22 protein-coding genes and 1 tRNA gene are annotated in these 21,628 nt (G+C 59.4%); 13 read left to right on the top strand and 10 right to left on the bottom strand.

The window, feature by feature from the left end:
* Positions 1-67: 67 nt before the first annotated feature.
* The 3 genes from JBE38_RS08230 to JBE38_RS08220 are packed head-to-tail and all read left to right on the top strand — an operon-like array spanning position 68 to position 2,659.
* Positions 68-763: an ABC transporter permease gene (locus tag JBE38_RS08230; RefSeq protein WP_053253867.1), complete on the top strand. Its 696-nt coding sequence runs from the start codon at positions 68-70 to the stop codon at positions 761-763.
* A gap of 38 nt (positions 764-801) precedes the next feature.
* On the top strand, positions 802-1,491 hold the full coding sequence (locus tag JBE38_RS08225) for an ABC transporter permease (protein WP_060754698.1): 690 nt from the start codon (positions 802-804) through the stop codon (positions 1,489-1,491).
* Positions 1,472-2,659, top strand: coding sequence for a methyltransferase (locus JBE38_RS08220; RefSeq protein ID WP_205344103.1), 1,188 nt, complete (start codon positions 1,472-1,474; stop codon positions 2,657-2,659). The genes JBE38_RS08225 and JBE38_RS08220 overlap by 20 nt, the downstream gene beginning before the upstream one ends.
* A 240-nt stretch (positions 2,660-2,899) precedes the next feature.
* On the opposite strand, the gene bcsQ is transcribed toward JBE38_RS08220, so the two are convergent.
* A complete protein-coding gene (gene bcsQ / locus JBE38_RS08215) occupies positions 2,900-3,805 on the bottom strand; it encodes a cellulose biosynthesis protein BcsQ (protein WP_205344102.1) in 906 nt (301 codons plus the stop codon).
* A 346-nt stretch (positions 3,806-4,151) separates the two neighbouring features.
* On the opposite strand from bcsQ, the gene JBE38_RS08210 reads away from it, so the two are divergent.
* The 4 genes from JBE38_RS08210 (at position 4,152) to JBE38_RS08195 (ending at position 6,659) form a co-directional block, all read left to right on the top strand.
* Complete coding sequence (locus JBE38_RS08210) at positions 4,152-4,385, top strand: DUF2790 domain-containing protein (protein WP_126870927.1); 234 nt, start codon at positions 4,152-4,154, stop codon at positions 4,383-4,385.
* Between the two features lie 138 nt (positions 4,386-4,523).
* Positions 4,524-4,599 (top strand) — tRNA-Thr (locus JBE38_RS08205).
* A gap of 226 nt (positions 4,600-4,825) precedes the next feature.
* Positions 4,826-5,599 (top strand): SDR family oxidoreductase, encoded by a 774-nt coding sequence (locus JBE38_RS08200; RefSeq protein ID WP_090367440.1) that lies wholly within the window; start codon positions 4,826-4,828, stop codon positions 5,597-5,599.
* 151 nt (positions 5,600-5,750) lie between these two features.
* Positions 5,751-6,659, top strand: coding sequence for a LysR family transcriptional regulator (locus JBE38_RS08195; protein WP_205344101.1), 909 nt, complete (start codon positions 5,751-5,753; stop codon positions 6,657-6,659).
* Between the two features lie 77 nt (positions 6,660-6,736).
* Here the strand turns inward: JBE38_RS08195 and JBE38_RS08190 are convergent, their stop codons facing one another.
* The 3 genes from JBE38_RS08190 to JBE38_RS08180 all read right to left on the bottom strand — a co-directional run bounded on the left by JBE38_RS08190 (position 6,737) and on the right by JBE38_RS08180 (position 8,451).
* Positions 6,737-7,156, bottom strand: coding sequence for an organic hydroperoxide resistance protein (locus tag JBE38_RS08190; protein WP_104995251.1), 420 nt, complete (start codon positions 7,154-7,156; stop codon positions 6,737-6,739).
* 41 nt (positions 7,157-7,197) lie between these two features.
* The gene (locus JBE38_RS08185) at positions 7,198-7,599 is read right to left on the bottom strand and encodes a helix-turn-helix domain-containing protein (protein WP_090372275.1); all 402 of its coding nucleotides are present in this window, start codon (positions 7,597-7,599) and stop codon (positions 7,198-7,200) included.
* Between the two features lie 165 nt (positions 7,600-7,764).
* The gene (locus JBE38_RS08180; RefSeq protein ID WP_090367446.1) at positions 7,765-8,451 is read right to left on the bottom strand and encodes a hydrolase; all 687 of its coding nucleotides are present in this window, start codon (positions 8,449-8,451) and stop codon (positions 7,765-7,767) included.
* A 262-nt stretch (positions 8,452-8,713) separates the two neighbouring features.
* On the opposite strand from JBE38_RS08180, the gene JBE38_RS08175 reads away from it, so the two are divergent.
* The gene (locus JBE38_RS08175) at positions 8,714-9,175 is read left to right on the top strand and encodes a RidA family protein (RefSeq protein ID WP_090367448.1); all 462 of its coding nucleotides are present in this window, start codon (positions 8,714-8,716) and stop codon (positions 9,173-9,175) included.
* Positions 9,176-9,195: 20 nt separating this feature from the next.
* On the opposite strand, the gene JBE38_RS08170 is transcribed toward JBE38_RS08175, so the two are convergent.
* Together JBE38_RS08170 and JBE38_RS08165 are read right to left on the bottom strand one after the other, a co-directional pair.
* Positions 9,196-10,164, bottom strand: a complete 969-nt coding sequence (locus tag JBE38_RS08170) for a LysR family transcriptional regulator (RefSeq protein ID WP_174554026.1) — start codon at positions 10,162-10,164, stop codon at positions 9,196-9,198.
* 164 nt (positions 10,165-10,328) lie between these two features.
* Positions 10,329-10,814: a hypothetical protein gene (locus JBE38_RS08165; protein ID WP_205344100.1), complete on the bottom strand. Its 486-nt coding sequence runs from the start codon at positions 10,812-10,814 to the stop codon at positions 10,329-10,331.
* Positions 10,815-10,935: 121 nt separating this feature from the next.
* Here JBE38_RS08165 and JBE38_RS08160 point away from each other — a divergent pair, with 121 nt between their 5' ends.
* Positions 10,936-11,832, top strand: a complete 897-nt coding sequence (locus tag JBE38_RS08160; protein WP_104995248.1) for an AraC family transcriptional regulator — start codon at positions 10,936-10,938, stop codon at positions 11,830-11,832.
* A 73-nt stretch (positions 11,833-11,905) separates the two neighbouring features.
* Here the strand turns inward: JBE38_RS08160 and JBE38_RS08155 are convergent, their stop codons facing one another.
* From JBE38_RS08155 to JBE38_RS08140, 4 genes are all read right to left on the bottom strand, one after another.
* On the bottom strand, positions 11,906-13,192 hold the full coding sequence (locus JBE38_RS08155; RefSeq protein ID WP_090367454.1) for an OprD family porin: 1,287 nt from the start codon (positions 13,190-13,192) through the stop codon (positions 11,906-11,908).
* Between the two features lie 301 nt (positions 13,193-13,493).
* Entirely contained in the window at positions 13,494-13,706 is a 213-nt protein-coding gene (locus JBE38_RS08150) for a hypothetical protein (RefSeq protein WP_090367457.1), read from the bottom strand.
* Between the two features lie 235 nt (positions 13,707-13,941).
* Positions 13,942-15,048: an agmatine deiminase gene (gene aguA / locus JBE38_RS08145; RefSeq protein ID WP_104995246.1), complete on the bottom strand. Its 1,107-nt coding sequence runs from the start codon at positions 15,046-15,048 to the stop codon at positions 13,942-13,944.
* 121 nt (positions 15,049-15,169) lie between these two features.
* A complete protein-coding gene (locus tag JBE38_RS08140) occupies positions 15,170-18,079 on the bottom strand; it encodes an aminotransferase (protein WP_205344099.1) in 2,910 nt (969 codons plus the stop codon).
* Between the two features lie 151 nt (positions 18,080-18,230).
* Here JBE38_RS08140 and rfbB point away from each other — a divergent pair, with 151 nt between their 5' ends.
* From rfbB to rfbD, 4 genes are read left to right on the top strand one after another with little or no spacing between them, the layout of a single operon-like run.
* The gene (gene rfbB / locus JBE38_RS08135; RefSeq protein ID WP_205344098.1) at positions 18,231-19,313 is read left to right on the top strand and encodes a dTDP-glucose 4,6-dehydratase; all 1,083 of its coding nucleotides are present in this window, start codon (positions 18,231-18,233) and stop codon (positions 19,311-19,313) included.
* Positions 19,310-20,188: a glucose-1-phosphate thymidylyltransferase RfbA gene (gene rfbA / locus JBE38_RS08130; protein WP_104995244.1), complete on the top strand. Its 879-nt coding sequence runs from the start codon at positions 19,310-19,312 to the stop codon at positions 20,186-20,188. The genes rfbB and rfbA overlap by 4 nt, the downstream gene beginning before the upstream one ends.
* Positions 20,185-20,730, top strand: coding sequence for a dTDP-4-dehydrorhamnose 3,5-epimerase (rfbC, locus tag JBE38_RS08125; RefSeq protein ID WP_090367467.1), 546 nt, complete (start codon positions 20,185-20,187; stop codon positions 20,728-20,730). Before rfbA ends, rfbC begins: the two co-directional genes overlap by 4 nt.
* Positions 20,727-21,608 (top strand): dTDP-4-dehydrorhamnose reductase, encoded by an 882-nt coding sequence (gene rfbD, locus JBE38_RS08120; RefSeq protein WP_205344097.1) that lies wholly within the window; start codon positions 20,727-20,729, stop codon positions 21,606-21,608. Before rfbC ends, rfbD begins: the two co-directional genes overlap by 4 nt.
* Positions 21,609-21,628 lie beyond the last annotated feature (20 nt).

Genomic DNA, 21,628 nt, shown 5'->3' with positions numbered 1-21,628 from the left:
ACGACTTGCCCGGCGTGCTCAGCGGAGCACGCCGGCTTTAAGCTCTGCCTTGCGATATGAAAACACCATGAATTTCGATCTCTACGGATTCGGCCCGGCACTTGCCGCCGGCGCGCTGATGACCGTCAAACTGGCGCTCACGGCCCTGTGCCTGGGGCTGGTGCTGGGCCTTGCCGGCGCCTTGGCCAAGACGTCCCCGTACAAGCCGCTGCAATGGCTTGGCGGCGCTTACTCGACCATCGTCCGCGGTATTCCCGAATTGCTGTGGGTGCTGCTGATTTATTTCGGCACGGTCAACCTGATGCGTGCCCTCGGTGAGTTCTTCGGTAACCCCGACCTTTCTCTCAGTGCCTTTGCCGCCGGGGTGATCGCCCTCGGCCTGTGCTTTGGCGCCTACGCCACGGAAGTGTTCCGTGGCGCGATCCTCGCCATTCCCAAGGGCCACCGCGAAGCGGGTGTGGCGTTGGGGCTGTCGAAGTTCAGGATTTTCACCCGCCTGATCATGCCGCAGATGTGGCGCATCGCCCTGCCCGGCCTGGGCAACCTGTTCATGATTCTGATGAAGGACACTGCACTGGTTTCGGTGATCGGCCTGGAAGAAATCATGCGCCACGCCCAGATCGGCGTGACCGTGACCAAGCAGCCCTTCACCTTCTTCATGGTCGCGGCATTCATGTACCTGGGCCTCACCGTGCTGGCCATGACCGGCATGCACTTCCTGGAAAAACGCGCCGCCCGCGGCTTTGCAAGGAGCACCCAATGAGCGGCGACTACAGCTGGCTGGCGCATTTCGACCTGGGCCTGAACTGGGCCGTGATCATCAAGTGGCTGCCCAAGCTCGCCCAGGGCGCCACCCTCACGCTGGAACTGGTCGCCATCGCGGTGATTGCCGGCCTGCTGCTGGCGATCCCGCTGGGCATCGCCCGTTCCTCGCGCCGCTGGTACGTGAGCGCCCTGCCCTACGCCTACATTTTCTTCTTCCGGGGCACGCCACTGCTGGTGCAGTTGTTCCTGGTCTATTACGGCCTGGCACAGTTCGATACGGTCCGTGAGAGCGTCCTCTGGCCCTACCTGCGCGATCCGTTCTGGTGCGCCACGGCGACGATGACCCTGCACACCGCCGCTTATATCGCCGAGATCCTGCGCGGCGCGATCCAGGCCATCCCGCCGGGTGAGATCGAAGCGGCACGCGCCCTGGGCATGTCCAAGCCCAAGACGTTGTTCTACATCATCCTGCCCCGCGCCTCGCGCATCGGCCTGCCGGCCTACAGCAACGAAGTGATCCTGATGCTCAAGGCCAGCGCCCTGGCCAGCACCGTGACCTTGTTGGAGCTGACAGGCATGGCGCGTACGATCATCGCCCGCACCTACTTGCCGGTGGAGATATTCTTCGCCGCCGGGTTGTTCTACCTGCTGATGGCTTACATCCTGGTGCGCGGCTTCAAACTGCTCGAACGCTGGTTGCGCGTCGATGCCTGCCAGGGACGCTGAGGCCCGTTTCAAAGCGCTGGATGCGTTTCTGATCGAGCATCAAGGGCTGTGGCGACCACGGCCCTTTACGCACTTGCAATTACCCTGGGAAGCCGCGCATCCCGAGTTGGCCCACTGGCTTCGCCAACGCTCGTTGGCGGATGCCGAAGCCAGCCACAATCATGCCCACGCGTTAGCGGCGCCTGCGCCTTTTCCACAGTTGGCGGAGCGGGCATTGCGCCTCAGTGCAGTGGACGAGTTACCCAAACGCGCACTGGAGCCGGCCCGCCACCGCCTGAACGTCGACGTGCCTGGCCGCAAATGGCAGCAGATCGAAGCCTTCGGCGCCGCATTGCAATTCACCGAAACACCTGGCCACTGGTTGGACTGGTGTGCCGGCAAAGGTCATCTCGGCCGTCGCCTGCTGCAACCCGGCCAGCAACTGACTTGCCTGGAATACGACCCCGCCCTGATCGACTCAGGCCAGGCGCTGAGCGAGCACCACCGATTGCCGGTCACGCATCGCCTGCAAGACGTGATGGCGGATGTGACACTCAGCCCCGCCCACACGCCCGTCGCCTTGCATGCCTGCGGCGACTTGCACGTGCGCCTGTTGCAACTGGCCAGTGCTGCCGGCTGCAAACAACTGGCGCTGGCGCCCTGCTGTTATAACCGCATCAATGCCGAGCACTACCAACCGCTATCGAGCGCCGGCCGTACGTCAGCCCTGCACCTGTCAAAGGATGACCTGGGCCTGCCATTGAGCGAAACCGTCACCGCCGGCAATCGCGTGCGCCAACAACGTGACACTTCCATGGCTCGACGCCTGGGCTTTGACCACCTGCAACGCCAGTTACGCGGCCACGACGACTACTTACCCACCCCGTCACTGCCCGCCAGTTGGCTGGGCAAACCCTTCGCCGACTACTGCCGGGAACTGGCGAACCTCAAGGGCTTATCCACAGGTGAACAGGATTGGGCTGCACTGGAGGCCGAGGGTTGGCGCCGCCTCGCACAGGTACGCAACCTGGAATTGGTGCGAGGCTTGTTTCGACGCCCGCTGGAGATGTGGCTAGTGTTGGACCGGGCGCTCTATCTGTCGGAACAGGGCTACAAGGTCGAGATAGGCAGCTTCTGTGAGCCCGCCCTGACCCCACGCAACTTGATGGTGCTGGCCGAGCGCGATTAAGGGGCAAAATTTCCTACACGCCCCTGTGGATAACTCTGTTGATGAATTCTTTACAGAGGCTGTTCCCATCAGCGCTGCAGGCCAAAAGGCACGCTGGTCATTTTTTGTTCACAAAATAAAATGCACACAAAACAGGCAGTTGCAGCGTGTTGAGAACCGCTCCACAAAATGGCCGTCGCCTGACAGCCGCAACCAACCGATTGTGAATAAGCATCTGGCATTAAGCCTATAAAGCGTGCTTCATGGTTTCTTTTTCGGTGCCTTCAACGCCAGGCAAATCTCATTGATATCGTCTCCGGCCAGCCGCTTGGCTGCGCTGTCCAACGGGTCTGCCGCAAAGGCCAGCGCCTCGTTGATTGCCACGTCACGATGTACTTCAAATGGTGGGGACTCCAAGCGCTGCTTGAAGGCCTCGACCATGTCCAGGCCGAAGGCATCGCTCTCGTCCACCTGATTGACCACTACATGCACAGAGGGTGGGCGAGAGCCCTCAAGATGGGGCGCCAGCAGTTGGTCAAAATGCTCCAGAGTGGCAAGACACGCAGCATCGGGATGAACCACCAGCAGCACCACGTCGGCAACGCTCAGCGCTTGATGGAAGTAGACGTTATTACCGGCAGGCGTATCGATGATCAGCGTTTGCCGCTCGCTCAGACCGAGGGACGCGAGACGCTGCGCCAACCAACCGGGCTCATGCTTGAGCCAACGCTCCAGGTTTTCCTGCTGCTGGAAATCGATATCGCCAAAGGTAATCACCTGGCAACCGGCGAAGCTGACCTGTTGCAAAGCCCCCCACTGCCCATGCTCCAGACTGGTGCGACCAATACCGGGTAACGCCGCACTGACGCCGAAGTGATGGTGCAAGGCATTTTGCGGGTCCAGATCCAGCGCCACCACTGACTCACCATGACGCTGCAAGCCACTGCTCAAGGCCGTGGCCAACGTGCTGCGCCCAACGCCGCCATTGATAGACACCAGCGCCACGACCTTGGCGCGCACAACCGCGATATCGACGGGCGGGGAATGTGAGTGGGTGTTTTCGTCGCCAGGCACACTGCCAAAAAAGTGCATCCGCGCATTAATGCCTTGGGCATCGTGGCTGACATCTTTGCCAAATAACGCCAAAAGTTCTTCGCTGAGGCTCATAGCCTTCTCCTCACGACGCAGCTTAAAGACGTGAAGTTCGGCAAGCAGGCACTAGCCGCAGGTCTTTTTTATAGGCGTCCCGGTGAATGCATTCTGGGTCAGGCACAGAAAAGTGTCATTATTTTGATGTTTTAGCAGATTATTTTTCGGACGAACGGCTTTAAGTCAATTAAATGGCTTTCCAGCCACATACTGCCCCTTCCCCCTTCAGCCCTCCTTCGTATCGGCAAGTACATAAATATTCAGCCAATACACAACGAGACAAAACCCAAGATCGACGACACAGACCAGATACCTCCCAGGCGCTCAATGACCTCACCCCATCACTGACCCTGAGGACACCACGATGAACCCCAACAACTGGAAACCCCTGATCGCCGCCGCCCTGCTTGCACTGACCGCCACCGCACACGCCGGCGTAACCCCCAAGCCAGACATCCAGCGCGTACTCTCCACCAGCGAAGACTCCCGCTCGGGATGCGGCATAGTGAACGCGCGAATGACCTATCTCGACTCAAAGAACCAGACCCGGGTGTTGGAGTACATGAAATTCACGGACAACTGTGGCGATGGCAACTGAGCTGATTTGCCGGCCCCGGAGCACGACTCGCCGCAACGAAAATACGGCCTGCTCAAAAAAACCTCTGTATTTGCAAAAATAGTCAGAATTCAGGGGTTTACAGATGCCTGCCAATCGCTATAATCGTCGCCCTAACACGCCGGTATAGCTCAGTTGGTAGAGCAACTGACTTGTAATCAGTAGGTCCCGGGTTCGACTCCTGGTGCCGGCACCATACAAAACGAAGCCCTCGCAGAAATGCGAGGGCTTTGTCGTTTCTGGAACGTCCATTTTTCCGTCAACCCACTGACAATCTTCCAGCCAATACACCAACACAACGTAAGTAACTTCACGCCTATTGGCCGAAAACGCTGAACAGTGCATCCAACATCAGCGTGCTTATCTTTGCCCGCTGCCTCTCTAGACTGGGTCGTACCTTTCCCAGCCCAAGGAGCATTGTCATGTCCAAACATTCAATCAATGGCAAGGTCGTACTGATCGCCGGCGGTGTGAAAAATCTCGGCGGTTTGCTCGCCCGCGATCTCGCCCAGCAGGGTGCCAAGGCGGTAGTGGTGCATTACAACAGCGCCTCCAGCCAGGGCGATGCCAACGCCACTGCGGCGGCTCTCGAGGCGCTGGGAACCCAGGCGGTGGTGTTGCAGGCAGACCTGACCACCGCTGGGGCCGTTGAAAAGCTGTTCAGCGATGCCGTGGCCGCAGTCGGGCGTCCGGATATTGCGATCAACACCGTGGGCAAGGTGTTGAAGAAACCCATGGCTGAGATCACCGAAGCTGAGTACGACGAAATGATGGCGGTTAACTCTAAAACCGCGTTTTTCTTTCTCAAGGAAGCCGGCAAGCACCTCAACGACAACGGCAAGATCTGCACCATCGTCACCTCGCTGCTCGGCGCGTTCACGCCGTTCTACGCGGCGTATGCCGGCAGTAAAGCGCCGGTGGAGCAGTTCACCCGAGCGGCTGCAAAAGAACTCGGCGCGCGTGGTATTTCGGTGACGGCAGTGGGCCCGGGCCCGATGGATACACCGTTTTTTTATCCGGCCGAAGGTCAGGATGCGGTGAACTATCATAAGACCGCCGCGGCGCTTTCGCCGTTCTCACGCACGGGCCTGACTGATATCGAGGATGTGGTCCCGTTCATTCGCAACCTGGTGAGTGATGGCTGGTGGGTGACGGGCCAGACGATTTTGATCAACGGCGGGTATACCACCAAGTAACGGGCGAAAAGCGATTGCAACCCCGTAATGCGGCGTTGACACTTTTCCCGACAAACCAGGCCGTGGGTTGCTATGAACCTCGATCAGTCTGCACATCACCCGCCGGTTTCGAGTGAAACAGGCTAACGCCGTCGTCGAGCACTGATAACCCATGGACCGCATCGACCAGTACCAAATTTTCGTTCAGGTGGCTGAGCTCGGCAGCTTCATCCAGGCCGCACGCCTGCTGAAACTGCCGCGTGCCACGGTATCGGCGGCGATTCAACAATTGGAAGCCAATACCGGAACGCGCTTGCTGCACCGCACCACGCGTAAGGTGTCGTTGACCACCGATGGCAGCCAGTTACTGCAGCGCGCACGCCAGGTATTAGTCGAGATCGATGAGATCGACCAACTGTTCCACATCCATCAAGAGCAGGTAATGGGGCGCCTGGAGGTCGATGTGCCCAGCCGTATCGCCCGGCGCCTGCTCATTCCTGCGCTGCCCGATTTTCTCCAGCGTTACCCGCACCTGCAACTGGGCCTGGGTTCCACTGACCGGGCGATAGACCTGGTGCAGGAGGGCGTCGATTGTGTGATTCGTTTCGGCACGCCGCAGATCAGCAGCCTGGTAGTGAAACCGTTAGGGCAGGTGTTGATGATCAACTGCGCCAGTCCCGCTTACCTGAGCGAGTTTGGCGTACCCACCGACCTTGCCGAGTTGCAGGAGCGGCACGTATGCGTCGGCTATGTGGCGGGATCGAGCGGGCAGGAGGTTCAGTGGGAATACTGTCTCGACGGCGTCCGGCATTCGTTGCCACTGCCCTGTCGCTTGGTGGTCAATAGTGCGGAAAGCTATATCACCGCATGCCGCACAGGCCTCGGTTTGATTCAGGTGCCGTTGTTCGATGTGCAGCATCTACTCGATAGCGGCGAGTTGGTGGAAGTGCTGGCAGCTTACCGGCCGCCGTCGATGACCGTGTCTGTACTGTATCCGGATCGTCGCCAACGCTCTCGCCGCCTCAGTGCCTTCATCGAGTGGTTTGCCAGCTTGATGGCGCCGTATCTGCAAAGTAGGTAACGCTATTTGAAAGCCAGCTGGCGGCCTTTCAACTGCTCAGTGGTAGCGCGCAGCGGCGAGGCGTAGATCTCGGAAAGTTAGACGGTGACGTGCAAACGCACATCGACGTTGCCACGGGTGGCGTTGGAATACGGGCACACTTGATGGGCCTCCTCCACCAACGCGTGTGCATCGGCTTGCTCCAGGCCCGGCAGGTTGATGTTCAGGTCGATATCCAGGCCAAAACCGCCTGGGATCTGGCCAATGCCGACCTGCGCCGTGATCGTGGCGTCGACCGGAATGCTGCGTTTGCTCTGGCCGGCGACGAATTTCAGTGCACTGATGAAGCAGGCCGAGTAACCGGCGGCGAACAGTTGCTCAGGGTTGGTGGCCTCACCACCGGCGCCACCCAACTCCTTGGGAGTGGCCAGTTTCACGTCAAGGTTGTTGTCGCTGGAGATGGCCCGGCCATCACGACCACCGGTTGCGGTGGCGACTGCGGTGTAGAGAATTTTCATGGTTTTCCTCACTTTTGAATGTCTTCGGGTGCCTTACCGTCTCAAGCCACGACCGGAGTCGGGCAGACTGCCTGTCGCTGCCAAGCCGTCGGTGTCATGCCTACAGTTTTCACGAAGGTACGGCAGAAGTGAGATTGATCGCTGAAGCCGCATTCCAGCGCGATCTCTGTGAGCAACATCGTGGAAGTCTTCAATAACTCTCTGCTCTTCATGACCCGCTGTTCACGCAGCCATCGCTGCGGGGGCATCCGGGTGCTTTCCTTGAACAGGCGGGTGAAGTGACTGCGCGACAATGCGCAGGCTTCAGCGAGTTCAGTCACTGAAATGCCGGTATCCAGTCTGCCCAGCATCAGTTGTTTGGCAGTGCTGATCTGCCAGGATTTGAGCGGTTCTGTCGAAGCCAGTGTGAGAGTCGCAAGCACGGTAGATTTGTCCATGTTCATACACATCTATTAATCCGGGTAACCGGGTGCAAGCGCCTGACTCGAACAGCACTGGGCACTGGAAACCCCCAGAGGTTCCAGGCCAGGCTCGTTTGACTCGGTTCAGTCGACTGCGCACCCTTCGCAAGTCTGTGAACAGCCCCCAGGGCAGGGGCTGGCGATGGCTCAGACAGATGCAGCGACAGGCGCCAAAGTAGGGCCATGCTGAACGCGCTCAGGCGCCTTGTGCACCATGGTGTAGGCGTAGTCGACGCCCATGCCATAGGCGCCAGAATGTTCCTTGACCAGTTCCATTACGGCGTCGTAGGTGTCGCGGTTCTTCCAGTCCCGCTGCCATTCCAGCAGCACCTGCTGCCAGGTTACCGGTACCACGCCGGCCTGGATCATGCGCTGCATGGCGTAATCGTGGGCTTCTTTGGTGGTGCCGCCGGAGGCGTCTGCAACCATATAGATTTCATAGCCGGCATCGTTCATTGCCGACAGGGCGAAGGTGGTGTTGCATACCTCGGTCCACAAGCCGGAGACGATGATCTTGTTGCGACCATTTCTCTTGAGGGCGTCGCGTACCTTCTGATCGTCCCAGGAGTTCATGGAGGTGCGCTCCAGCAGCGGGGCGTCCGGGAATACAGCGAGTAGCTCAGGGTAGGTGTGACCTGAGAAGCTTTCTGTCTCAACCGTGGTGAAGGTGGTGGGGACATTAAAAATCTTCGCGGCCTTGGCCAAGGCAACGCTATTGTTTTTCAGCGTTTGCCGGTCAATGCTCTGAACGCCGAAAGCCATCTGGGGCTGCTGATCGATGAAGATCAGTTGGCTGTTCAGCGGAGTCAGGACTTCAGTTTTAGGATTGCTCATTTTTTGTTTTCCTTTCGGCTTGGATGAAGTTCTATCGCACACGTCTCGGGTCCCGCACCTTGCAGGCATCACCGTAGCCATGAGCGCACTCCTCAGCGTCATGGCTTGAGGACGAGCAAAAGATAACCAATCAAGACGTTTCCTGGTGGCGCACTTTTGCGCCTGTATTGGCTCATTTATGCGCCATCACCCACGCGATCGCGCTGTTAGCATTCGCCCACCCATTCGGATCAAGCCGATCCGTCATGTGCAGGAGAATGCAATGGCAGCGTCACAACCGTTCAACAAGCAGACCGCCTACTGGGGCGTTTCCTGGGAGGAGGCATATGGCTATCCGCAGGCACGGCGGGTGGGAAACGAGATCTACGTATCAGGTCAATTCAACCATGACGAGGAAGGTAACCAGGTAGCCCCGGCGCCGCTGAACGCCGACGGTAAGCCCAGTGATTTCTCTTCGATGGGAGAGCAGATGCGGGTCTCTTATGACAACATTTCGAAGCTGCTCGCCTTGTATGGCGCCACTCTGCAAGATGTTGTCGAGGAAACCCTTTATGTGCTGGATATGGACGCTGCGTTTGCCGTGGTCGGCAAAGTGCGCAAGGCGGCCTATGGCACTGAGCGGCCGCAGTGCGCGAGCAATATCATTGGGGTATCGAGACTTGCCCAGCGCCAGCAGTTGATTGAGATCGTGTGCAAAGCCGTGATTGGCGCCCGAGACATCTGAGTTGCACTCCCGGTTTCGATCTAGACGACCGGGAGTATCAACTGCCCCTCGACCAAAGGCTTTTGACTGGCCACGGCAGCGGCGCAGAAGGTCATGAATGCTTTGACTCGCCACGACTTTCGAATGTCCTGGTGAGTCAGCAACCACAACTCATCCTGAAGCTCTGGCACCACCGGGCCGGCGCGTACCAACCCTGGAGTTATGTCGCCCAACATGCAGGGAAGGAATCCAAACCCCAGACCCGCCGCAATTGCAGCGCTTGCTGCTGCAACTGAATCGGTGCGGTACGCGATGCGCTCAGCAGCGACTCGGTTTTCGACATAGCTTGTCGCCTTCAAACCGAAGAGCGCTGCTGAGTATGACACCCATGCCTGGCCCTCTTCGAAAAGGGGCGCGGCAGTCACCTGTTTGGCGCAGCAGTAAGGTGCCCAGGCAATATTCGCCAGCTTGCGTCCCACCAGGCTTTCCGCAGGTTTTCTGGTCGCTCGAATCGCGATATCCGATTCATCCCGGGCGAGGCTGAGGGTTTCATTGCCCACCAGCACCTCGATGGTGATGCCCTCGTTCAGGGCTTTGAAATCCGCGATGATGGGGGTGAAGAAGTACAGCAACAGCGAGTCGCTGGTGGTAATTCGAAGTTTGCCCAGAGGGCCCTGGCCTGAACGTGAAACACGCCGCGTGACGCTGACGATATCCAACTCCACTCTCTCGGCAAGTGCTCGCAATTCAGCGCCCTCGGCGGTGAGCAGATACCCGGATTTGCGGTGATCGAACAGCGCGATGCCGAGCGTTCGCTCGACTTGAGCAACTCGGCGCGAAACGGTGGATACGTTGATGCCAAGCTTCTTGGCTGTAGCCGAACGATTGCCGCAATCACTGAGCGTCTTGATGATGCGCAAGTCGTCCCACGAGAGCTGATTGACAGCCTCGCCTACGTCCCACTTCGTCCCATCAGGGGCAGCCGGAGTTTTTCCAGTTAGCGATTTCACACAGTTCGTTCCAGATGCGAAGGCGCTGATGATACGAGAAGGGGTTGGGTGAAGCAGCCATATTGTTCCGGCGACTGGTTTAAAACGGCTGCTTCCGGTGGATTCCTGCCTGTTTTCTGCGCAAGGCCCCAAACACCCGCACACGACTCATACTCGACAGACAATCAAGCAACCCGCCCCCCTCTCCTGCGCAAGTAGATCATCTGCACAGTAACGCCGATAACAAGCACCAGCGCTATCCCCGCTTGCGCACCAATCAGCACCGGCGATTTCAAATCGGTAACAAAAGGATGACCATCAGGCACCCGACGCAATGTCTCGGACACCGTCGGCACCATCAGGAAAAACGCCGTCAGGCTCAGGAAGATGGTTTCCAGATAAATCCGCGCACGGCCCAGCCAGGCCAGGTGCGCAACGCCATAACCGGCCACGAGCAAGGCAATCGTGATGACGCCAATGAGGTTGCTGACCGGTTGTTTGGCGACCAGGAACACGCTGAAGGCACCGATCAGCATCGATGCCAGATAGAACCTGCCCGGTGTTGAGCGGGGAACGATGCGCCCGCAGCGGATGAACATGTAGGCCGCCAGTGGAATGGCGGGCAGGCTGCCGAGGGTGTGGATCCAGCCGAGGGTGGAGATTCCGAACATTTTGCGTTTCCCGTGTGATTGGAAGATATGCATAAACGACCTGCGCTGGAAACGCTCATCCAGATCGCCTCAGCGCGTTATGATCCGGGAATCAGCTTATTGAAGGCATGGCCGTGCAGACATGACCAATCCCCTCGAACATTTGATCATTCATCCGGAAATGCAGTTGGAGGGCCTGGCCAAGGGCGACCTTCTGTCTCAGGTACTGGCGCAGATTCGTCTGACGGGCGACCGCGTTTATGCCTCTGAGCTGACCATCGGGCAGCCGCTCAAGCTTGATGAAAAGAGCGCGCATATCTGCGTAGTCCAGCAAGGCGGGTTGCAACTGGAGAGTGGTGGTCAACCACCGGTTATGCTGGAACAGGGCGATGTCCTGCTACTCCCTCACGACCCCACAGGTATCAGGATTACGGCATGCAGTGGGCCGGCCACGGTGGTGGTCTGCCGATTCTGGTTCGATGCAAGCAGTTTCCAGGCGATGCTGTTTGCCCTGCCGCAGTTGATCCACATCCGACAAACCGAAGCGGCGGCCTGGGCCGAAGGTATTCTGCATTTCATGTTGCTCGAAGCCCATGACACGCAGCCCGGCGGTGCGTTGATGATTTCGCGCCTGATCGATCTGGTGGTGATTCGCATCCTGCGCACCTGGGTTCAACAGGGTGGCGCGTCGGGATGGCTCGGCGGGTTGTCGGATGCGCGTATTGCCCGGGCGCTGCGGGCGATCCACGCAACGCCCGGCCAGCAATGGCGCATTGATGCGCTGGCGGAAGTTGCCGGCATGTCGCGTTCCAATTTCTGCGAGCGGTTCAGTACGTTGGTCGGGCGCTCACCGTTGCGCTATCAGAATGAGTGGCGGCTGACCTTGGCAAAAACCATGCTTTCCCGGCAGGGAGGTCGCATCGGCGAGGTTGGGTTTGCGGTGGGCTATGAGTCCGAGGCAGCGTTCAGCCGGGCCTATAAGGCTTTTTTCGGGCGTTCGCCTCGGGATGACCACGCCCGACACGCACCCGATAAGTGATCGCCTGCACATAAAAAAACCCCGAACCAGTCGGGGTTTTTATCGCCTGGGATCAGGCGCGACTTGCGATCAATCAGAAAACGTTGATCGGGTAGTCGGCGAACAGACGGATTTCGTTACCGCCTACGTTGTAGTTGCTGGCGTTGTTGGAGACGCGCAACCAGGACGCACGCGCACGCAGGCTCAGGTCTTTGGCTGGGCCGCTCTGTACGACGTACTTGAACTGGTTCCAGATTTCACGCTCGGTGCCGTCGCCACGGTTGCTACCGTCGTCGATGTTGGTACCGCGTACGTAGGCAACGTTGTAGGTCAGGCCCGGTACGCCGAAGGTGGCGAAGTCGATGCCGTAGCCAACCTGCCAGGAACGCTCGTCCTTGCCGTTGAAGTCAGACCAGTAGGAGTTGGCCAGCAGGATGGTGTTGCCACCGTCGCCGATGCCGCCGGCGTTGCGGTAGCCGCCGTACAGGTAGCCGGTGTCGCCGGTGCTGCGCTGGTGAGCGACGGTGAAGCTGTGCGGGCCGACAGCCCAGGTAGCGCCCAGGCTCCAGATCTTGTTGTCGCGAGCGTCCGCATCACCTTGGTTTTCCAGGGCGAAGCTGCGGTCCAGCTTGGTTTTGTAGCCGTTGAAGTCAAACGTCAGGGACTGTTTCTCTGGCAGGGCCAGCACGTAGTTGACGTTGACGTATTGCTTCTTCAGCACGTCCTGCATGTTGGAGGCATACAGTGCAGCCGACAGGCTTTCGGTGAATTTGTAGCTACCACCGATGTAATCGATGCTTTTCAGGCGGCCGCTGTCGCTGCCTTCGGCGCTCTTGCGCGCTTCCTTGGTGAAGTGACCGGCGTCCAGTTGCAGGCCGGCGATCTCTTTGGAAACGATCGAGGTGCCTTCAAAGGTTTCCGACAACAGACGGGAGTTGTCGTACTCCAGGACCGGTACGGCTGGCATCTGCTGACCGTATTTGATCACGGTATTGGAGATGCGCGCCTTGACGGCTGCGCCACCCTTGGCCAGGTCGTTGGCGGCTTCGCCGCTGTCGCCTTGTTTGAAGAAGTCGATACCGCCAGCGCCGCTACGGCCTTTGCCACCGTCCAGGCGAATGGCGTACTGGCCGATCACGTCCACACCCACACCGACGGTGCCTTGGGTGAAACCGGACTCGAACTTGCCGATGAAGCCTTGGCCCCATTCGGCTTTGTCTTGCTTGCCGTTTTTGTAGTCGCGGCTGATGTAGGCGTTACGGGCAGCAATGTTCAGGTGGCTGTCGTCAACAAAACCCTTGGATTGCTCCTGGTCGTTTGCCATGGCTGTCGATGCGCTCAAAATCCCCAGAGCGATCAGACTCATCCGTTGCTTCAACATATTCTTATATTCCTTATTACTGGTTGAGTACGCGCTGTGACACCAGGCTCCGTGTTGCTTTTCTGGTGTCGGCTTTTTCCGGAAAAAAGAAGGCCCGCGGACGACTGAACTGCCGCGGGCCTTTTTTTATTGGAGTAAGTCATGGCGGTTAGCCACAGGCGTTGGCGCAATCCTATGCGCCCGTTGAACTATGTGTCAATTTCGTGAATCGTCTGTATTTAGGCGAAATAATTCTAAGCAGCGTCCTACTGCGCCCACCGTGGATGGGTATGCGCAAACCGGCAGTTGCGCGTGGCGCTCTTCAGTTCTTCAATAACTCACACAATGCTTGCACTTCATCGTCACTGAACAACCCCACCGGATAGCGCTGCATCACCACGCTGCGCAGGTCTGCCCGCCTGGCTGGTCGCGGACCATTTGCCTTCAACCACAGCGCCAATGCGTGGATCGCATCACCGTTGACCCGCGTCGGGTGGAACGGGCGCGTGTAGATCAGGTTGATATCGGCATTCATTTCAGCGCTCTCTCCTACTGCGTGAGCGGCTAACTTACTCAAGGTTTATGACAGAACTGCGCAGTCATCAAACCTTGATCACGGTGACAACACCGATACAAGAGCTATGCCAAAGTCCCGTGTTTGCAGGCTTTAGAGCATAAAAAAGCCCGCGACCTTGCTGGGCCGCGGGCTTGCTATGGGCGCTCTAAAGAGGTAGCGCGCAGCGCTGCTGCAAGCGCTGTTACAACTGCACTCAGTTTTTGTGCGGGGCGGGCTGTTGTTGGGTCAGGCAATGGATATTACCGCCGCCCAGTAACAGTTCACGGCCCGGCACCATCACCACTTCGTGCTGCGGGAACAGGTGCTGCAGGATAGTCCTGGCCTGGCCGTCCATCGGATCGTCAAAGCTCGGCGCGATGATGCCGCCGTTGACGATCAGGAAGTTGACATAGGAACCGGCCAACCGAACGCTCGGGTTACGCTCCTGGCTGCCATCCACCGGGTCCACGCCTGCGCACTCTTCCTCGGTGGCGAACAGCGGCCCCGGGATCGGCATTTTGTGCACGATGAACGAGCGTCCCTGTGCGTCAGTGCTACTTTGCAGCACATCCATGGCCGCGTGGCAGCGCGCATAGTTCGGGTCTTGCGGGTCGTCGGTCCAGGCCAGCAGCACTTCGCCCGGGCGTACGTAGCAGCAGAAGTTATCCACATGGCCGTCGGTTTCGTCGTTGAACAGACCGTCCGGCAGCCAGATGATCTTATCCACAGCCAGATTGGCGCTCAGCACGGACTCGATGGCCGCGCGATCCAGATGCGGGTTGCGATTACGGTTCAGCAGGCATTCTTCGGTGGTGATCAGCGTGCCTTCGCCGTCGACATGGATAGAACCGCCTTCCAGCACGAACCCTTCGGTGCGGTAACGCGGTGCGCGCTCAATCTCCAGGATCTTGCCGCCCACCTGCGAGTCACGGTTCCACGGCGCATACAACCCCCCGTCAAAACCGCCCCACGCGTTGAAGTCCCAGTTAACCCCACGCACCTCACCGCTGTTGTTGATGACAAAAGTCGGGCCGGTGTCTCGCACCCAGGCGTCGTCGCTGGACATTTCCACGACACGGATATTGGGCACATCCAAACGTGCGCGGGCGTTTTCGTACTGGCCGGCGGAAACAGCAACCGTCACCGGCTCAAAACGCGCAATCGCCTTGGCCACCGCCACATGAGCCGCCTGCGCCGGCTTGCCGCCCAGGCGCCAGTTGTCCGGGCGCTCGGGCCAGATCATCCAGGTTTGGGTCTGTGGCGCCCATTCGGCGGGCATATAGAAGCCATCGGCGCGAGGTGTGCTGTGCAGGGTGGTCATGGCGTTCAGGACTCCGAATGGGGGAATGGCCGACTTTATAGCGGATAAAAATCGGCTTTAAAAGCAACAAAAGATCATATGAGGAAAACATTACATAAATTGGTCGATAAAAATCGGCCATCTATAATTGTTCATCCAGCACCTTCGACAGCATGTCGACGAAGAAATCCACGCTGCGCCTGGACGTGACCATCGGCGGCTTGATCTTCAAGATGTTGAGATAGTCGCCGGTCGGCTGCATGAAGATGCCCAGCTCGCGCAGACGATCGCACAACAGCGCGGTCTCGAAAGTGGCGGGCTCCAAGGTATGCCGATCACGAACCAGCTCCAATCCCAGATAGAACCCAGAGCCGTGAACAGCCCCTACCAATGGGTGACGGTCGATCAGTGCCTCCAGGCGAGCCTTGAAATGCCCTCCCACTACCTGGGCGTTTTCCCACAGCTTTTCTTCCTCCATCACATCCAGTACCGCCATGCCGATACGGCAACTGACCGGGCTCCCCCCTGCCGACGAGAAGAAATAGCCCTCGGCCTCCAGCGCTTCGGCGATCTCCCGTCGGGTGATTACCGCACCGAGCGGTTGGCCGTTGCCCATGCCTTTGGCCATGGTGATGATGTCCGGCACCACGCCCTGCTCCTCAAAGCCCCAGAAAAAATGCCCCATGCGGCCGTAGCCCACTTGCACCTCATCGGCGATACACACACCACCCTGGGCACGTACCAGGCCATACACCTGCTGCAAATAGCCCGGCGGCAGGGAAATGCCACCGGCATTGCCGTACACCGGCTCGCAAATGAAACCCGCCAACTGGCGTTTGCTCGCGGCGATTTTCGCCAAGTTATGCTCCACGCTTCGCACGTAATCTGGCGCGCTGTCCGGCCCGCGGAACTCACCTCGATAGGTATTCGGTGCGGTCACCGGGTGCACCCAATCCGGGCGGCTGCTCAATGCCTGGGGGTTGTCGGCAATCGAGGTGGACACCGCATCCGCCGCCACCGACCAACCGTGGTACGCCTCCAGCACGCTGAGCATGTCGCGCCCACCGCTGTAGGCCCATGCCAGGCGGATCGCCAGGTCGTTAGCCTCGGTGCCGCTATTGACCAGGAATACCCGGTCCATGCCATCCGGCGCCAGCGCCAGCAAACGTTCGGAAAACTCGGCAATCGCCGCGTAGTGAAAGCGCGAGTTGGTATTGAGCAACGACCATTGCCGCGCCGCCACTGCGGCCATGCGCGGGTGACCATGGCCCAGCACCGCCACGTTGTTGAGCATGTCCAGGTAGGAACGGCCCTGCATGTCGATCAGGTGGTTGCGCCAACCCCGCTCGATGCGCGGCGGGTCTACGTAATAGTGCTTCTGCGAACGCGCGAAACTGGCGTCACGTCGCGCCAGCAGGGCTTCGGGGTCCAGTTCCGGCTCGGCATCACAGGCCAGGCCCAACAGCGTTGCGGGTGAGGGGCAAAGCGCCTGCCAGGCCGGCGCCCTGGAGGGCGTGCAAAACAACGGCGGCTCAAGCTCCGCCCGGCACAACTGGACCGTGAGCGGCGCCTGCACTTGCCCCAGGACCTGCCCTTTGACCAGTGCCGAGCCAGGCGTCAACTGCGTCTTCACGCCCCATAAACGCAGGCTCAATGGCGCCCCCTGCAAACACACTAGACCGTCAGCGCCTGCGTGCAATGTCCCGGCAAAAGGCGCTTGTACGACACTGCCGTGGGGAAGATGCAGCTCCACATGCAGGGCAAAGGTTTCCGGCTCGGCGGCGCTGTCGGGGCGCGTGCGCGACAACCGGTACTGCCCATATCGGCTGGCCGCCAGCCCATGCACCGCCGCCGCCTCATCCAGCAGCCGGTGGTCGATACCCGGCACTTCCCAGTTGCCGGCCTCGAAATGCGGGCTGAGTACGCCCAGGTCGATCAACGCAAACTCACGGCCTACCAGGCCCGGCAGCAAAGGGGCAAAGTCCTGCTCGGCAATCGTCGGCAACGTGTCACCGAGGCAACTGAAGATCGCGGCCTCCATCAACTCGAACGGTACCGATGTCGCCACATCGAAGATTTCCCACTCGTGCTCGGCGTTTTTCAACAGGTAGGCATTGTCCGGGTCCAGGCGTTGCTGCTGTTCGCTGCTCAGCACCAGCACCGCCGCACGGGCGACGATCAACGGCCATAGCACTTGCAGCTCTTCGCGTTGCAACGGCGTGATTGCGTGGCACGCCTGGATCGCCGGCAAAATGGCAAACGGGTCCCCTTCGGCATGGTGCAGCAGCGCCGCGCAGGTGACTGACAGGTCGGCAATGCGCCAGGTGTGCACCAGATCACCGAAATCAATCACGCCCTGGCATTGCCAATGCCGCTGGGCGTCGCGCTGCCACACGACATTGTCGTCAGTGATGTCCATATGCACCGCCTGCCATGGCAACCGTTGCGCCAGAGGCTTCACGTACGCTTCGACCTGCCGGGCCACCTGTGCCAGGGCGGCGCGCTGAGGCAGATCCTGTAGAGTCGTCAACAAATGGGTGATCAGTTCCTGTGCATGGCGCGGGTCCCACTGCAGGGTACGCTCCAGGCCCGGGTGTTCGAAGCCCGCCAGGGCCTGGCTCATCCGCCCGCACAGCGCTCCGAAGCCTTGGATCACTTCGCGGCTCAGGTGCGGCAAATCGGTCAGGGGCTGGCCGTCGATATACTCCAACAGCCGCAGATGCAGGGTTTGGTCATCGAGGCTTACCGTCAGCAGTTCGTCGCCCTTGAGGCTCTGGATGACCTTCGGCACACGTAGGTGCTCGCGTCCCTGCAGGTCCTTGAGGGCGGCATGCTGGGCCTGTAATTCAATGGCGGCGTAATCGCCCCGGCTGATTTTCAGAACAAACCGGCCGCGCTCGCTGTCGATCTTGTAGTTGACGTCTTGTTGGCTACCCAATGACTGCAAGGAACCATCAAGGCCATAATGCTGCTTGAGTAATTGCGCCGCTTGGTCAGGGCTCACTTGTGGGCAAGGCAAACTGGCACGATGGATCAATGTGGCAAGCAACATTGTGACGCCCTCTGTTTTTTCAGGCGTCTATATCGCCATTGTTATGGGCAGTTAATCAACCCCTCATGCTCGCCGTGCTTGCACCAGCCCGCCTCACAACTCAAGCTATGCTTCTTTCGCCCAGTGTCCGTCTAAGGAAAAGGCCCTCGACATGCGCATTCTCATCACCGGCGGTGCCGGATTCATTGGCTCTGCCCTGATCCGCCACCTGATACAACACACTGAGCACGAAGTCCTTAACCTGGACAAACTCACCTACGCCGGCAATCTTGAGTCGCTGACCAGCATCGCGTCCAACAGCCGCTACGAGTTCGTCCAGGCCGACATCGTCGACCAGGCCACCGTCAGCGCCGTACTCGCGCGCTTCGAGCCGCAGGCGATCATGCACCTGGCAGCCGAGTCCCACGTCGACCGCTCCATTGACGGTCCGTCGGATTTTATCCAGACCAACATCGTCGGTACCTATAGCCTGCTGGAAGCCACACGGGCTTATTGGCAGAAGCTGGCAGAACCAGCCAAAAGCGCGTTCCGCTTTCACCACATCTCCACGGATGAGGTATACGGCGACCTGCACGGTGTAGACGATCTCTTCACTGAAACCACGCCTTACGCGCCGAGCTCGCCGTATTCCGCGAGCAAGGCAGCCTCCGACCACCTGGTACGCGCCTGGCAGCGCACTTATGGCCTGCCGGTGTTGCTGACCAACTGCTCGAACAACTACGGGCCGTTCCACTTCCCCGAGAAGCTGATCCCGCTGGTCATCCTCAACGCCCTCGCGGGCAAGCCACTGCCGGTCTATGGCGATGGTCTGCAAGTGCGCGACTGGCTGTTCGTCGAAGACCACGCCCGTGCCCTGCTCAAGGTGGTAACCACCGGCGTAGTCGGCGAGACCTACAACATCGGTGGCCACAATGAGCAGAAGAACATCGATGTGGTGCGCGGCATCTGCGCCCTGCTCGAAGAACTGGCGCCGCAACGCCCGGCCGGCGTGGAAAAATTCACCGACCTGATCACCTTCGTCAAGGATCGCCCAGGCCACGATCAGCGCTACGCGATCGATGCCAGCAAGATCGAACGCGAGCTGGGCTGGGTTCCGCAAGAAACCTTCGAAACCGGTCTGCGCAAGACCGTGCAGTGGTACCTCGACAACCTGGAATGGTGCCGCAGGGTCCAGGATGGCAGTTATCAAGGTGAACGACTCGGCAACACTGACGCAAAGGATCTGATCGCATGATGAAGGGTATTGTATTGGCCGGCGGTTCCGGCACCCGTTTGCACCCCATCACCCTGGGCGTGTCCAAGCAACTGTTGCCGGTTTACGACAAGCCGATGATCTACTACCCGATCTCGGTGCTGATGCTGGCGGGGATCAAGGACATCCTGGTGATTTCTACACCAACGGACTTGCCGCAGTATCGTAACCTGCTGGGTGACGGCAGCCAGTTCGGCGTGCGCTTCAGCTATGCCGAACAGCCGTCTCCGGACGGGCTGGCTCAAGCCTTCATCATTGGTGAAGAATTCATCGGTGAAGACCCGGTGTGCCTGATCCTGGGCGACAACATCTTCCACGGCCAGCATTTCGGCGAGCAGTTGCGCACCGCGGCCCAACGCCCGTCCGGCGCCACCGTGTTTGGCTATTGGGTCAAAGATCCTGAGCGTTTCGGCGTGATCGACTTCGACAAGGACGGCCGTGCCCTGTCCATCGAAGAAAAACCGGCGAAGCCCAAGTCGAGCTATGCCGTGACCGGGCTGTATTTCTACGACAACGACGTGATCCAGATTGCCAAGGCAGTCAAGCCTTCGCCGCGTGGCGAATTGGAAATCACCGATGTCAACAACGCCTACCTCAAGCGAGGTGACCTCCACGTTGAACGTTTCGGCCGCGGCTTCGCCTGGCTCGACACGGGCACCCATGACAGCCTGCTGGAAGCTTCAACCTACGTGCAGACCATCGAGCATCGCCAGGGCCTGAAAGTTGCTTGCCTGGAAGAGATCGCCTATCAGAACGGCTGGATCGACCGCAACTATCTGCTGGAGCGCGCCAAATACTTTGGAAAAACCGGCTATGGTCAATACCTGTACTCACTGGCCGACGAGGACACTAAATGAATGTAACCGCGACTGAATTGCCCGGTGTATTGATCATCGAACCGAAGGTTTTTGGCGATGATCGCGGTTTTTTCTATGAAAGTTTCAACGCCCGGCACTTTGAACAAGCCACCGGGTTGCAACAGCAGTTTGTGCAGGACAACCACTCGCGCTCGCAAAAGGGCGTGTTGCGGGGCCTGCACTATCAGGTCGAGCACGCCCAGGGCAAACTGGTGCGTGTGACAGCCGGTGAGGTTCTGGACGTGGCGGTGGATATCCGCCGCAGTTCGCCCAACTTCGGCAAATGGGCCAGCGTGCGCCTGTCTGCCGGCAATAGTCGCCAACTGTGGATTCCACCAGGGTTCGCCCATGGTTTTGTGGTACTCAGTGATTACGCTGAGTTCCTCTACAAAACCACCGACTATTACACGCCGGCAGCCGAGCGTTGCATCAGTTGGAACGACCCCACGCTCAACATTGACTGGCAACTCGATGGCCCGCCGATCCTGTCCGCCAAAGACCAGAACGGCAAGAGTTTCAAAGACGCGGACGTGTTCTCGTGACCTCCCGTCTGAAAATCTTGATCACCGGCCAACACGGCCAAGTCTCCCAGGAGCTGCAACAGCGGCTCCTGGACCTGGGCGAACTCATCGTACTGGGCCGCGACCAACTCGACCTGGCCAACGTCGAGCAGATCCGCCAACAGGTTCGCACCCATCGCCCCGGCCTGATCATCAATGCTGCGGCTCACACCGCTGTCGATCAGGCCGAAAGCGAACCAGATGCAGCGTTTGCGATCAACGCAACCGCACCCGGCATCCTTGCCGAAGAAGCCAAGGCCCTGGGCATCCCACTGATTCACTACTCGACCGACTACGTGTTCGATGGCGGCAAGCCGGCGCCGTATACCGAAAACGACACGCCAAACCCGCTGGGCGTCTATGGCCAGAGCAAGCTGGCGGGCGAGCAGGCGATTGCAGCGGTAGGCGGTGAGCACCTGATTTTACGTACCAGCTGGGTGTATTCGAGCCACGGCAAGAATTTCCTGTTGACCATGCAGCGTCTGCTGCAAGAAAAACCGCACATGCGCATCGTCGCTGACCAGATCGGCGCGCCGACCTGGGCCGGCAGCATCGCCGAGAGTACCCGCGCCCTGATCGAGCGCTGGTTGGCTGGCGCAGCGGGTGAATGGGGGGTGTATCACCTGACCGCCCAGGGCGAGACCTCATGGTTCGGCTTTGCCCAGGCGATTGGCGAACACCTGCGTGCGCAAGGCAAGCCTTGCGCCGAGCTGGAAGCGATCCCGTCCAGCGCTTACCCGACGCCCGCCCAGCGGCCGCTGAACTCGCGTCTGGATTGCAGCCGCCTGCAGCAACAATGGCAGGTCAGCCAGCCGCGTTGGCAAGACGCATTGCGCGAGTGTCTTGCAGGGCAGCACTAGGCATAATGCGCCTGTACCCA

This window comes from Pseudomonas sp. ICBG1301, assembly GCF_016918385.1.
Taxonomy (GTDB): Bacteria; Pseudomonadota; Gammaproteobacteria; order Pseudomonadales; family Pseudomonadaceae; genus Aquipseudomonas; species Aquipseudomonas palleroniana.
This window is presented reverse-complemented; position numbering and strand designations above follow the sequence as displayed.

Coding starts and splice junctions, on each gene's coding strand:
- JBE38_RS08230 (WP_053253867.1), top strand. CDS start 68: ATGAATTTCGATCTCTACGGATTCGGCCCGGCACTTGCCGCCGGCGCG.
- JBE38_RS08220 (WP_205344103.1), top strand. CDS start 1,472: ATGCCTGCCAGGGACGCTGAGGCCCGTTTCAAAGCGCTGGATGCGTTT.
- bcsQ (WP_205344102.1), bottom strand. CDS start 3,805: ATGAGCCTCAGCGAAGAACTTTTGGCGTTATTTGGCAAAGATGTCAGC.
- JBE38_RS08210 (WP_126870927.1), top strand. CDS start 4,152: ATGAACCCCAACAACTGGAAACCCCTGATCGCCGCCGCCCTGCTTGCA.
- JBE38_RS08200 (WP_090367440.1), top strand. CDS start 4,826: ATGTCCAAACATTCAATCAATGGCAAGGTCGTACTGATCGCCGGCGGT.
- JBE38_RS08195 (WP_205344101.1), top strand. CDS start 5,751: ATGGACCGCATCGACCAGTACCAAATTTTCGTTCAGGTGGCTGAGCTC.
- JBE38_RS08190 (WP_104995251.1), bottom strand. CDS start 7,156: ATGAAAATTCTCTACACCGCAGTCGCCACCGCAACCGGTGGTCGTGAT.
- JBE38_RS08185 (WP_090372275.1), bottom strand. CDS start 7,599: ATGAACATGGACAAATCTACCGTGCTTGCGACTCTCACACTGGCTTCG.
- JBE38_RS08180 (WP_090367446.1), bottom strand. CDS start 8,451: ATGAGCAATCCTAAAACTGAAGTCCTGACTCCGCTGAACAGCCAACTG.
- JBE38_RS08175 (WP_090367448.1), top strand. CDS start 8,714: ATGGCAGCGTCACAACCGTTCAACAAGCAGACCGCCTACTGGGGCGTT.
- JBE38_RS08165 (WP_205344100.1), bottom strand. CDS start 10,814: ATGTTCGGAATCTCCACCCTCGGCTGGATCCACACCCTCGGCAGCCTG.
- JBE38_RS08160 (WP_104995248.1), top strand. CDS start 10,936: ATGACCAATCCCCTCGAACATTTGATCATTCATCCGGAAATGCAGTTG.
- JBE38_RS08155 (WP_090367454.1), bottom strand. CDS start 13,192: ATGTTGAAGCAACGGATGAGTCTGATCGCTCTGGGGATTTTGAGCGCA.
- JBE38_RS08150 (WP_090367457.1), bottom strand. CDS start 13,706: ATGAATGCCGATATCAACCTGATCTACACGCGCCCGTTCCACCCGACG.
- aguA (WP_104995246.1), bottom strand. CDS start 15,048: ATGACCACCCTGCACAGCACACCTCGCGCCGATGGCTTCTATATGCCC.
- JBE38_RS08140 (WP_205344099.1), bottom strand. CDS start 18,079: ATGTTGCTTGCCACATTGATCCATCGTGCCAGTTTGCCTTGCCCACAA.
- rfbB (WP_205344098.1), top strand. CDS start 18,231: ATGCGCATTCTCATCACCGGCGGTGCCGGATTCATTGGCTCTGCCCTG.
- rfbA (WP_104995244.1), top strand. CDS start 19,310: ATGATGAAGGGTATTGTATTGGCCGGCGGTTCCGGCACCCGTTTGCAC.
- rfbC (WP_090367467.1), top strand. CDS start 20,185: ATGAATGTAACCGCGACTGAATTGCCCGGTGTATTGATCATCGAACCG.